We start from the raw sequence: 11,865 nt of genomic DNA on the forward strand, positions 1-11,865 counted from the left end.
TCTATGTTAATAAGTAAGTAAATATGAATGATGCTATAGTATAGCCTATGCAGAACGACTCTTCTGTAAAATGTTTTTAAGAAATATCTCTAATTTGAAAAAGCTAAATGCATACCGTATCTTTGTATTCTACCCTTGCAACAAAAGATCAAATGAATAGATTTTTTTTAGCTGTTTTTCTGCTTTTGTTAGTAACAAAAATTTCAGGTCAGGAAAAAGAAAAAAGAAAACACCTGGATTCAATTCAAATTAATTTAAAACGTTCTCTTGATAGTATTTTAAAGAATACCACAAATGATTTAAATATCATTGTTTTAAAACAGAAATTAAAAGAGATCACTCCAAAAAAACCAAAGAAAGAACATATCGGATGGAAGGACAAAGCAAACTTCACTTTACTTTTTAATCAATCTGTTTTCAATTTTGACTGGCAAGGAGGAGGAACATCTAATGTTGCTGGAAATGCAACATTAAATTATGAATTTAATTATAAAAAAAATAGCTTAACCTGGGATAATAAAATTATTGCAGATTACGGGCTTACTTTCTTAAAGGATGAAGATTTTGCCCGTAAAACCAATGATAGGATTGAATTTAATACTCGATTGGGGCAAAAAATTGGTCAAGGATTCTGGAACTATTCTTTGTTTATCAATTTTAGATCTCAGTTTGATAAAGGGTATAGATTTACCAAAAACCCCGATTCCGAAGAGACCATACGTATAGAAGAAACTCATTTCTTTTCTCCTGCATTTATACAGGTTGGGCCAGGGTTATTATGGAAAAAAAGTGATAATTTAAACGTTAATATTGCTCCAGTCACATCTCGTATGATATTTGTAGATAAAGAATTTACCAATGTTACAGATTATGAAGATGGTGATTATTTTGGTGTAGATGCTGGTGAAAGTTCTCGTTTTGAGTTTGGTGGATCTCTTGCCGCTTATTCTAAATATACTATAATAAAAAACATAACACTAGAGCAACTTTTAAACTTATACTCTAACTATATTGAAGACCCAGCCAATGTCGATATTGATTATACATTAAGTATTAATTTACTTGTAAACAAATACATCACTGGTAGTTTTGTGTTTCAAGCAATTTATGATGATAATGCTACTGGTGGATTTCAGATACGGGAAGTAATTGGATTAGGGCTTAAATATAAATTTTAGACTATTCTTCGACAATCTCAGGGTACAAAAAGTTATTATAAGGGAAACGAGTTACGTGTATTGCTCTTATTTCTTTATATACTCGCTTTCTAAAATCATCTATGTTCTCCTTATTGATCGCAGAAATAAACAGAGCATTATCTCCTATTCTACTCATCCAGGTTTGTTTCCATTCCTCTAACGTATAATGTGCTTTGGTTCTTTCTGTTGTTAAATCATCGCTATCTATTGTCTCATGTTGATAGGCATCAATTTTATTAAAAACCATCATAGTAGGTTTATCTCTACAATCTATTTCATCAAGAATCTTATTCACTGATTCGATATGATCTTCGAACTGTGGATGAGAAATATCTACAACATGCAATAATAAATCTGCTTCTCTTACCTCATCCAATGTGCTTTTAAAACTTTCTACAAGTTGAGTGGGTAATTTCCTGATAAAACCTACCGTATCACTTAATAAAAACGGAAGATTGCCAATAACTACTTTTCTCACTGTAGTATCCAGAGTAGCAAAAAGCTTGTTTTCTGCAAAAACTTTACTCTTGGCAATAACATTCATCAATGTAGATTTACCCACATTGGTATATCCTACCAAAGCTACTCTAACCAATTTTCCACGATTACCACGTTGAGTAGCCATTTGTTTATCTATAGTAAGCAGTTTCTTCTTAAGTAGAGAAATTCGATCTCTAACAATACGACGGTCTGTTTCGATCTCTGTTTCTCCCGGACCACGCATTCCTATACCACCACGTTGTCTTTCTAAGTGAGTCCACAACCCCGTTAATCTAGGTAATAAATACTGATATTGTGCTAATTCTACTTGAGTGCGGGCATAACTAGTTTGAGCACGTTGGGCAAAAATATCAAGGATTAAATTCGTTCGATCTATAATTTTAGCTTTTAAAATACGCTCTATATTACGAAGTTGACCCGGCGACAATTCATCATCAAAAACTACGGTGCCTATGTCATGTTGTTCTACATAAATTCGTACATCCTCCATTTTTCCAGAACCTATAAAGGTTTTAGAGTTAGGCATATCCATTTTTTGGGTAAATCGTTTTACCACTTCACCACCAGCTGTATACGTAAGAAATTCTAATTCATCCAAAAACTCTTCAAGCTTCTCTTCATCCTGATTTTTGGTAATGATTCCTATCAAAATCGTTTTCTCGTACGCTATTTCTTCTCTCTCTAACATTAATTACTTAATCTTTCTATATCTTAATTTATTATATTGTGCCTTTGAACAAATGTACAACAATTATGTACTCTGGAATCAACATTATAACCGGTTTCTTATAAAATTAAATCCTATGGCTAACAAATTTTATTTCAATAAAAAAGAAACAAATCACTATACCGTAGCATTTTATAATTTAGAAAATTTATTTGATACCAAAGATGATCCATATACTCTGGATAATGATTTCTTACCTGATTCTGAAAAAAGGTGGAACCGAAAACGATATGAAAAAAAAGTATTCAAACTAGGTACGGCTATTTCTAATATTGGATTTTCAAAAACAAGAAAAGCTCCTGTTTTGGTTGGTGTAGCAGAAGTAGAAAATAAAGCTGTTCTTGAAGATCTTATTAACTCTAAACATTTAAAACAAAAAGAGTACGGTATTGTTCATTATGATTCTCCCGATGAACGAGGTATTGATGTAGGGTTACTGTATCAAAAACAATATTTTGAAGTAATAAATTCTAAAACCGTTACAGTCTTAGTAGATAATGTAGGGGGAGAACGGGACTATACTCGTGATATTTTATGGGTAACCGGTGTTTTAAATCAAGAGGAAGTTCATCTCTTAATTAATCATTGGCCATCTAGAAGAGATGGGGCAGAAAGTACAGCTTATAAGCGTATTGCTGCCGCAGAAAAAAATCGTGAGATTATCAGTCAGATTACTGATAAAGACCCTAATGCAAAAATTATCATTATGGGAGATTTTAATGACGATCCTTCTAGCGAAAGTATAAAAAATTTGGTGCAACATGATCTTTTTAACCCAATGGAACGCCTTCTTACCCGTTACCAAGGCAGTACAAATTACAGGAGTCAATGGAACCTATTTGATCAAATAATCTTTAGCCATAATTTTCATAAATATGAAGAAGGAAAACATAGCTTTTCTGATGCTACTATTTTTGACAAAAATTTTTTAAAGATATACAAAGGTCGCTATAAGGGTACTCCTTTTAGAACCTATGCAGGAGGAAAATATAAAGGTGGATACAGTGACCACTTTCCTGTATATGTGAGGTTAAAGTATAATGTATAAAAACTACGATCTTACATTAAGCTATTCATTGGTATTTTGGTCAACATCATTCAAGACATCTTTCTTGTTTCATTCATAATCATCTGATTTATAATGTTTTTAAAATAGAAATTAAGGTTTCTTAAACTTTTTTTAACATCTCTGCCCAATAATAATCATTCTAATACTCTAACTTGCATTACGCAAAAAATCACACAAATAAATTAATAGTCATGAAATTAAAATTACTCTTAATTCCATTCGTCATCTCCTGCTTTTTAGGAATTCAGAATGGGTTTACTCAATCCGTATTTATTAATGAAATACACTATGACAATGCAAGTACAGACGTAGAAGAAGCTATCGAAATTGCAGGGACAGCAGGAACAGATCTTTCTGGTTGGAGTATTGTTTTGTATAACGGGTCTAATAGTACCGTTTATAATACAATATCTATTTCGGGAGTGATTCCGGATCAGCAAAATGGTTTCGGAACTGTGGTAGAAATTCTTCCTGCCAATGGATTACAAAATGGTGCGCCAGATGGGATTGCATTAATTGACAACAACAATACTGTTATCCAGTTTTTAAGCTATGAAGGTGTTATTACTGCAACAGATGGACCCGCATCTGGGTTAACAAGTACCGATATAGGTGTGTCAGAATCTAGCAGTACTCCCGTTGGAGCCTCTTTACAACTGTCAGGTGCCGGAACAACTGCAACAGAATTTATCTGGGAATCAACTATCACCAACACATATGGTGCGGTGAATACCAATCAAACTTTTGGAACACCAGTTATCATACCAATAATTAACGAATTTGTATTTAATCATACTGGATCAGATACTGATGAATTTGTAGAAATATTAGCTAGTGTAGAAACAGACTTAAGCGAATATTGGTTACTAGAAATTGAAGGAGATAGCAATGCTTCTGGAGTTATCGATGAAGTAATACAATTAGGCACTACAGATATTAATGGGTATTTCACTACTGCTTTTGGTAGTAATGTATACGAAAACGGTACTGTCGCTCTACTTCTGGTAAAGAATTTCACGGGTAGTTTAGGACAAGATCTTGATACAGATGACAATGGTACTTTTGATATCACCCCATGGGAAGAACGCATTGATGATATTGGAGTTAACGATGGTGGTGCATCTGATCTTAACTATGCCAATGTTACCTTACTACAATCCTTTGATGGAAGTTCATTTACCGTAGGAGGAGCATCGAGATTTCCGAATGGTCAAGATACTAATACTGTCACCGATTGGAAAAGAAATGATTTTGATGGAAGTGGGTTACCCAGTTTCCCTGCAGCTATAGCAGAACCGGGAGAAGCTGTTAATACACCTAATCGAGAAAATGTAGTTATCGATGATACGAATCCAACAGCGGTATTAGTAATTAATGAAATTGATGCAGATACCGATGGATCTGATGTTTTAGAATTTGTAGAGCTGTTTGACGGCGGAGCCGGAAACACATCTCTGGATGGACACACATTAGTATTCTTTAACGGATCCAATAATCAGAGTTATGCTGCCTATGATTTAACCGGTTCTACTACAAATGCTAATGGATACTTTGTTATCGGTAATGCAGATGTAGCTAACGTCGGGATTACCTTTCCAGGTAATGGACTACAAAATGGAGCAGATGCTGTAGCACTATATAAAACTGCAGCTTCTAATTTTCCTAACGGAAGCACTATCACAACAGAAAATTTGGTAGATGCTATTGTATACGACACCAATGATAATGATGATGCAGAACTATTGGTGTTACTAAATAATAGTGAACCACAAGTAAATGAAGACGAGAAAAATGATAAGAATTTCCATTCATTACAACGTTTTCCTAATGGATCAGGAGGATTAAGAAATACCTCAACATACACACAGGCAATTCCTACTCCGGGGGGAGCAAATACCAATGCAACAGAAATAGTTAATCTTATTATTAATGAACTGGATGCAGATACTCAAGGCTCTGATGCTTTAGAGTTTGTAGAACTATATGATGGAGGAACCGGAAATACCTCACTTGATGGTTATGTATTGGTAAATTATAACGGAAGTAACAATACCAGTTATAATGCCATTGATTTAGATGGTTTTACTACCAATGCTGAAGGATATTTTGTGGTGGGTAATGCAGATGTTGCTAATGTAGGCCTTGTCATTCCCGGAAATACGTTCCAGAATGGTGCAGATGCTGTAGTCTTATATTTTGGTGATGCTACAAGCTTTCCTAACGGAACAGTGGTTACTACCCAAAACATCATTGATGCCATTGTATATGATACCGATGATGCTGATGATGTAGAATTATTAGTACTTCTAAATACTGATCAGCCACAGGTAAACGAAAACACAAATGGAAATAAAGATGGAGAATCTTTACAGCGAAGTCCTAATGGACAAGGAGGAGCTCGAAATACTGCTTCATATGTAGCTAAAGCTCCAACACCAGGTGCAGATAACGATGGTGTAATAGTAACTCCTGGTGACCCAATAAGCATTGCAGAAGCTAGAGCTATTGCTGAAGGCACACCAGTTACTATCGCTGGAGTATTAACTGTTACTAATAGTTTTAATGGTCCTGCATTTATTCAGGATGCCACAGGTGGTATTGCTGTTTTTGATGATCAGGTGCAAGCTAATGCTACTTTAAAAGTTGGGGATTCTATTACCATAACAGGGATCAGGGCTGCTTTTAATGATCAGATTCAGATCAGTTCTGTAACAGATGTAGTAAATAACGGTCTTCCTCAAAATCCAATTACACCACTAGACATTACACTTGCAGAGCTTGCAGAACATCCAGGAGAATTGGTTCGAGTACTTAATACTACATTCCCTAATCCGGGAGATCTTTTATTTGGAAACTCTAACTTCACCCTTACCGATGCTAGCGGAAACGGAGAACTGCGTGTTGATAACGATGTAGCTTCTATAGTAGGTAAAGCACAACCCGCTACCTGTTCAGAAATCACTGGTGTGATAGGTCGTTTTAGAGAATTCTTCCAGTTACTGCCAAGGCAAGTTTCAGATATTCCTTGTGCGGTAGAATTTATTCCACCGGGAGACACTGTAGGGTTCCCTAAAGAAGATACGTTTGATGTAGTAACATGGAATATCGAATGGTTTGGTGATGAAAACAACTCGCCTGTAGGTCAAAATCCTATGTCTGATGCAATTCAAAGAGATAGTACGGCTACAGTGCTTAAAAAACTAAAAGCAGATGTATATGCAGTAGAAGAAATTGCTGATGATGTATTATTTGAAGAATTAGTAAACCTGTTACCAGGATATGATTATATTTTATCTGATGCCGTTTCTCGTCCTAATTCTGGTGGAGTATCACAAAAAGTAGGATTTATTTATAATACAGAAACTGTTTCTGTGGTTGAAACAAGAGCAATGTTTACATCCATTCATCCACTATATAATGGTGGTGATGCATCTGCACTTGTGGATTATCCTAGCGAAACAGATCGTTTCTATGCTAGTGGAAGATTACCCTTTTTAATGACTGCTGATGTAACTATTAATGAGGTAACAGAACGTATTGATTTGATCGCACTACATGCCAGAGCAAATAGTAGCAATGGTCCTCAAAATCGATATGATATGCGTAAATACGATGTAGAAGTATTAAAAGATTCGCTAGATGCTAATTTTGCAAATAATAAGGTTATTCTTTTGGGAGATTATAATGACGATGTAGATGAAACCGTAGCAGACATCCCATCAACCATTTCTAGTTTTCAGGAATATGTAGATGATACAGCTAATTACACGATTATATCTTCTGCACTAAGCGAAGCAGGATTGCGATCATTTGTTTTTAGAGAAAATATGATTGATCATATTATGGTAACCAATGAACTTAATGAAGCTTATATCGAAAATTCTGTAACGGTTCATTACGACGTATATGATAATGATTATGCATTCACTACATCGGATCACTTACCCGTTTCTGCACGATTCTTGTTAGAACCAAAGTTTGTAAACAATACTTGTTCGGGGGCATCTGTGGTAGCTTTTGATCAAGGGAAGAGAAAAGATGGTGGAAGAATATCAAGACTTAGAAGTAAGACTAAGCGTGCCTTAGGAACCCCTAGAGAAAAAAGATATTTTAATTTTGTGAGTTTAGGGTTTGGCGGATCGATCACCATAGAACTAAACAACGAGATTTTTGATAATGCTGATACTAATGAATTTGCAGTATTCGAATCTACAGGGTTCTTTGACAACATCCCTTGTAATTATTATCCAGAATCTGCAGAAGTATTTGCTTCTCTAGACGGTATCGAGTTTGTTTCTTTAGGAACAACTTGCCAGGATGGAGAATTTGATCTTGCAACGGGCAACTTACGCTCTGCAAAATATATCAAAGTTGTGGATACAAGTGATAAAGCTAATTTTCCATGGTTTGCAGATGGCTATGACCTAGATGCTATTGTATGCCTTGAAAATGGTGAGCGTATCGCTACAAAAAATACTTTGGTCTATGCAGAAAATCCTACTGCACTAGAAAGTGAATTACTCACCGAAGATTTTGGATTTGAAGAAGCTAGTATTTTTGTTTCCCCAAACCCATTTAAAAATCAATTATCTATAGATTTTAATACTCTTGTTGAAGGAGATGTAGATGTTATAATTACTGATGTAACTGGCAAAACTGTATATACTCAAACGATACAACTTAATGCCGGACAATCTAAATTATCTATTGATATGAATCGTTACCCTAAAGGGTTTTATGTTGTACATGCTTCTAGCACAAACGGAAAACTTAATAAGACTCAAAAAATTATAAAACAGTAATAGATCAAAAAAGGCTGAATTATCAAATTCAGCCTTTTTACTATTTACTTTTTGTTCTTCTCGAGTTCGCGCTTTTTTCTTCTTGCCTGGCGTTCTCGTTTTCGTTGTTCTCTTCTTAATTTTCGCTGCTCTTTTTTAGATAGTGTTTTAGTAACCCTCTTTTTTTGAGTCTTTTTAACCACTACCGCAGTCTTTTTTGATTTCTCTGTAGCTTCAGCCTCTTTTTTCTTTTCACCGCAGGCCAATACTGCAAAAACTAATATTACTACTAATAAACACTTTTTTAAAGTTTTCATAATACAACATTTTTAGTTTGTACTGTCTATAAAACGCGGTAACAGGGTAATTGTTTTATAATTCTGGCATGCCCTAATTTCACTAGTAGTTACATAGCCTTCACACTAACAAAGGTACTCAAAATCAAACAACAAGCTATAATCCAGTGTACAAGAGCCGAGGTAAAACATATAAACAAATCCATTCATGAAGGATTTTAAATTCAACTCCTGCCAAACACTAAGATTATAGCTTTACTGTTAATTCTATCCGAATATACTGGACAACTTAATTCATTAATCTTTAATCGCTATTCCTTTAAAAAAAGTATAGCAAAATGTACCTCCTCCTTCTGTAGTCTTATACAAATCATTAATACCTCTATTCATTTCTTCTTTGCTAATAATTTTTTTTGCTAGTGCTTCTTCTGTAATTCCTCTGACCATAGCGGTAAAAGTATTTTTTATAAACCCATCTAATAATTCAGGTTTCGAATCATCAACATATACCTGTCTCGGAGAAATAGTGATATTTTTAAATCCTGAATCAAGTAACAACGGATATAGCGCTCTGCCAATATTAGCATTCCCTCCTTTTTTTTGTTGTAAAGCTACTTGTGCCTGGATCACTTTTTTCGCAGATGGACTATCTGGATAAAAGTATGCAGAACCATGATCTCCTTCAATTATCATAAGTGTTCCCCCGGGTTTAAGAACCCTCTTTAATTCCTGTATAGCTTCTTTTGGGTGGGATATATGTTCTAAAACAAAGCAAACAAAAATGTGATCAAAATGATCATCTTTAAAAGGTAGATTTAACAAATCGGCAACCTTAAACACTACATTTTTGATGCCATGCTCTTTTATTGATGCCTCTGCTTTTTCTAATGACGTAGTAGACAAGTCTACAGAAATAAAAGTTGAATCTAAGTTGTTTTTTGCTATGATTTTGGTTTGTGCCCCAACACCACAACCGGCCTCAAGAATTAGAGAGCCTTTTTCCCATTTTGAGTCCCAATGCAAAAGTTCTGCAATAGAATTAGCCTGATCATTTAATCGATTTGTCTCCTCTTGAGAATATCCATGAATATAATCCTTCATATGATCTTGACTTATTTCCTGGATATTATTCTCTGCCTGTTTCAAGCGTTCGAGTATTTCTTTGCTGGCATCTCGCAACTCTTTACCAGACGTAGTAAACACCAATTGATTATTAATCCTATAAAATATCGGAGTGCCTACATGAGATTCTAACTCTTTAAGTTGATGACTTAATGCCGATTGTGTAAGAAAGAGTTTTTCTGCCGCGTTTTTTAAGGTTCCTACGGCTGCAACGGTATCAATAAGTTTTAAATGACGGATTTCTATACTAGCCATTGTTTCTGCTTTTTTTATGCAAAGTACAACGCTTCACTAAAAGCCAACGACAAAAGAATATGAAAAAAATTAATAGGCTACTTGAATATAATTCAACCGTTTATAAAACCATAACTAATCATCTTATAAAAATTGTCTTTAAAGAGACCTCACAGGTCTTTAAGACCTGTGAGGTCTAATTAGGTCTTGATAATTACATCTTATTTTCCGATAATTTTTATATTATCAATATGATATCGTGTAGTGGCTCTGGGATCACCACCGACATATCGAAAACCTATACGGATGGTACCCTCCAAACAGGATAAGTTAATCGGTCCCGAGGGTGTAGCATTGCCAAAAGCATTTAATGGCCCTCTTGGGATCATCCCCGCTCCCGCTAGCGTCTCGCTAGTGGCATTAATGTTTTGTTAATCCAAATAGGTATCCATCGCTATCAATCTCTAACACTGTATGGTCATCCTGATAATTTCTTGCACTACTATATTTCCAATCTACCGAATTGGTTACAAAACCTGATTCGACAGGATTATTGTGAATATAATCTATTTTTTGTTGAATCACTTTATTACTCCATAATTCTATAGGTTTATTATGTTGCTGCCAAAATTGCATTCTGCTTACAGTAGCATTCTTTTTACCCGCCTTCTCAAACATCCATAATAACCATTCTTTCCTACTTTCCTGAGGGTTGTTCTCTATTACTTTTAACAATTTTTTTGAAGTACACCCTTTAAAATCCCTAATCAATCCTGAAGGGTTATTATTTGAAGAACGAAATATTAAATGTATATGACTAGTCATAAAACAATACGCATAAACCTCCATACCTTTTTCTAATCTACAATATGTAATACTTTCTGACAAAACAGATAAATATTGTTCTCGTATAAATACATCGATCCAATACACTGTAGCAAAACTTATAAAGTACAGACCTGATGTATTATAAAATTTATAATTCCTGCTCATCTTGCCAAAATACAATATTACAGTTTCAAAAAATGAAACTAGAATATTCTAATCCTAAGAAAATAACCAGCTACATTGCTGTAACTGGTTCTTATCATTTATATATTCTTATTCTCCAAGCTTTGACGCCACTAGCGAGACGCTAGCGGGAGTAATTAATAAATATAAATCATCTTACTATTCCGTATTTTCCATTTTTCTTTTTCTTTTTCTAATAAGCAAAGAAAATAACCACTATGTTTTATGGAGATTGCGGTCAAAGCTTTTTTAAAACTATCATCAAATGCGATTCTTGAAAAATATAACTGTTTGTCGTATGTAATGTACTGTTCTTGTTTTGATTTTAATGAATCCAGAAAGATTACAGTATAACCTTTATTGCTTTTTAGCTTAGTAATATCAAGATTTAAATCTTCATTATATTCACTAAAAACCTTTAATAATTCTAAATAAGATTCATCATCTATATTCTTTGTTATACTAAGATTTTCTTTTCTATGTTTAAGTAAGTGGTGTACTCCTATCGTTTGTTTTCGATTCATAATTGAATCTATCTGTTTATTGGTAAAATAAGGTTTTTGACCTTCTGGTGGTGGTGGCTTAATGGGTCTTCCAAATTCATCAACTAATAAAGATAGTATTTGATACGTGTGCTTTTCCTGCTTTTCTTCAATAGATGTACATGACAAAAGTACTGATGCAGATAAAATAATTAAAAATACAATTCTCATAATTAATTACAGTTAGTAGGGTTAAAATTAGTATTATCATTAACGATTGCTTGTAAACGGTAAAGTTCTTTACTTTCTTCTATAGATAAAATCCCTTGATAATCATAAGCTCTAAGACCATCCCAACCAAAGCCCATATAATAATTAAGAGGATATTTGTTAATTAAAAAGACCGTCTAAGATATGGTATAGACGGCCTTATAATTACATCA

Annotated in this window: 10 protein-coding genes; 3 read left to right on the forward strand and 7 right to left on the reverse strand. The window is 34.2% G+C overall.

The features are described from left to right. Nucleotides 1–152 precede the first annotated feature (152 nt). Entirely contained in the window at nt 153–1,178 is a 1,026-nt protein-coding gene (locus tag ATE84_RS03410) for a DUF3078 domain-containing protein (RefSeq protein WP_101450806.1), read from the forward strand. Nucleotide 1,179: 1 nt separating this feature from the next. Here the strand turns inward: ATE84_RS03410 and hflX are convergent, their stop codons facing one another. After that, nucleotides 1,180–2,388 (reverse strand): GTPase HflX, encoded by a 1,209-nt coding sequence (gene hflX / locus ATE84_RS03415; RefSeq protein WP_101445774.1) that lies wholly within the window; start codon nt 2,386–2,388, stop codon nt 1,180–1,182. 115 nt (nt 2,389–2,503) lie between these two features. On the opposite strand from hflX, the gene ATE84_RS03420 reads away from it, so the two are divergent. Further along, nucleotides 2,504–3,475 (forward strand): endonuclease, encoded by a 972-nt coding sequence (locus ATE84_RS03420; RefSeq protein ID WP_101445775.1) that lies wholly within the window; start codon nt 2,504–2,506, stop codon nt 3,473–3,475. Nucleotides 3,476–3,687: 212 nt separating this feature from the next. Further along, nucleotides 3,688–8,298 (forward strand): DUF5689 domain-containing protein, encoded by a 4,611-nt coding sequence (locus ATE84_RS03425; protein ID WP_101445777.1) that lies wholly within the window; start codon nt 3,688–3,690, stop codon nt 8,296–8,298. A 44-nt stretch (nt 8,299–8,342) separates the two neighbouring features. Here the strand turns inward: ATE84_RS03425 and ATE84_RS03430 are convergent, their stop codons facing one another. The 6 genes from ATE84_RS03430 to ATE84_RS26710 form a co-directional block, all read right to left on the reverse strand. Further along, nucleotides 8,343–8,594, reverse strand: coding sequence for a hypothetical protein (locus ATE84_RS03430; protein ID WP_101445779.1), 252 nt, complete (start codon nt 8,592–8,594; stop codon nt 8,343–8,345). A 276-nt stretch (nt 8,595–8,870) separates the two neighbouring features. Beyond that, a complete protein-coding gene (locus ATE84_RS03435) occupies nt 8,871–9,950 on the reverse strand; it encodes a methyltransferase domain-containing protein (RefSeq protein WP_101445780.1) in 1,080 nt (359 codons plus the stop codon). A gap of 200 nt (nt 9,951–10,150) precedes the next feature. After that, on the reverse strand, nt 10,151–10,318 hold the full coding sequence (locus ATE84_RS26005) for a hypothetical protein (RefSeq protein WP_158237162.1): 168 nt from the start codon (nt 10,316–10,318) through the stop codon (nt 10,151–10,153). 31 nt (nt 10,319–10,349) lie between these two features. Further along, on the reverse strand, nt 10,350–10,922 hold the full coding sequence (locus ATE84_RS03440) for a transposase (RefSeq protein WP_101445781.1): 573 nt from the start codon (nt 10,920–10,922) through the stop codon (nt 10,350–10,352). A 155-nt stretch (nt 10,923–11,077) separates the two neighbouring features. After that, nucleotides 11,078–11,653: a hypothetical protein gene (locus tag ATE84_RS03445; protein ID WP_101445783.1), complete on the reverse strand. Its 576-nt coding sequence runs from the start codon at nt 11,651–11,653 to the stop codon at nt 11,078–11,080. A gap of 2 nt (nt 11,654–11,655) precedes the next feature. After that, nucleotides 11,656–11,790, reverse strand: coding sequence for a hypothetical protein (locus ATE84_RS26710; protein ID WP_255411976.1), 135 nt, complete (start codon nt 11,788–11,790; stop codon nt 11,656–11,658). Between the last annotated feature and the right edge of the window lie 75 nt (nt 11,791–11,865).

The organism is Aquimarina sp. MAR_2010_214, from assembly GCF_002846555.1.
Classification (GTDB): domain Bacteria; phylum Bacteroidota; class Bacteroidia; order Flavobacteriales; family Flavobacteriaceae; genus Aquimarina.

Bases quoted from the DNA above. Each gene is read 5' to 3' on its own strand.
- ATE84_RS03410 (WP_101450806.1), top strand. From the start codon at position 153: ATGAATAGATTTTTTTTAGCTGTTTTTCTGCTTTTGTTAGTAACAAAA.
- hflX (WP_101445774.1), bottom strand. From the start codon at position 2,388: ATGTTAGAGAGAGAAGAAATAGCGTACGAGAAAACGATTTTGATAGGA.
- ATE84_RS03420 (WP_101445775.1), top strand. From the start codon at position 2,504: ATGGCTAACAAATTTTATTTCAATAAAAAAGAAACAAATCACTATACC.
- ATE84_RS03425 (WP_101445777.1), top strand. From the start codon at position 3,688: ATGAAATTAAAATTACTCTTAATTCCATTCGTCATCTCCTGCTTTTTA.
- ATE84_RS03430 (WP_101445779.1), bottom strand. From the start codon at position 8,594: ATGAAAACTTTAAAAAAGTGTTTATTAGTAGTAATATTAGTTTTTGCA.
- ATE84_RS03435 (WP_101445780.1), bottom strand. From the start codon at position 9,950: ATGGCTAGTATAGAAATCCGTCATTTAAAACTTATTGATACCGTTGCA.
- ATE84_RS26005 (WP_158237162.1), bottom strand. From the start codon at position 10,318: ATGATCCCAAGAGGGCCATTAAATGCTTTTGGCAATGCTACACCCTCG.
- ATE84_RS03440 (WP_101445781.1), bottom strand. From the start codon at position 10,922: ATGAGCAGGAATTATAAATTTTATAATACATCAGGTCTGTACTTTATA.
- ATE84_RS03445 (WP_101445783.1), bottom strand. From the start codon at position 11,653: ATGAGAATTGTATTTTTAATTATTTTATCTGCATCAGTACTTTTGTCA.
- ATE84_RS26710 (WP_255411976.1), bottom strand. From the start codon at position 11,790: ATGGGCTTTGGTTGGGATGGTCTTAGAGCTTATGATTATCAAGGGATT.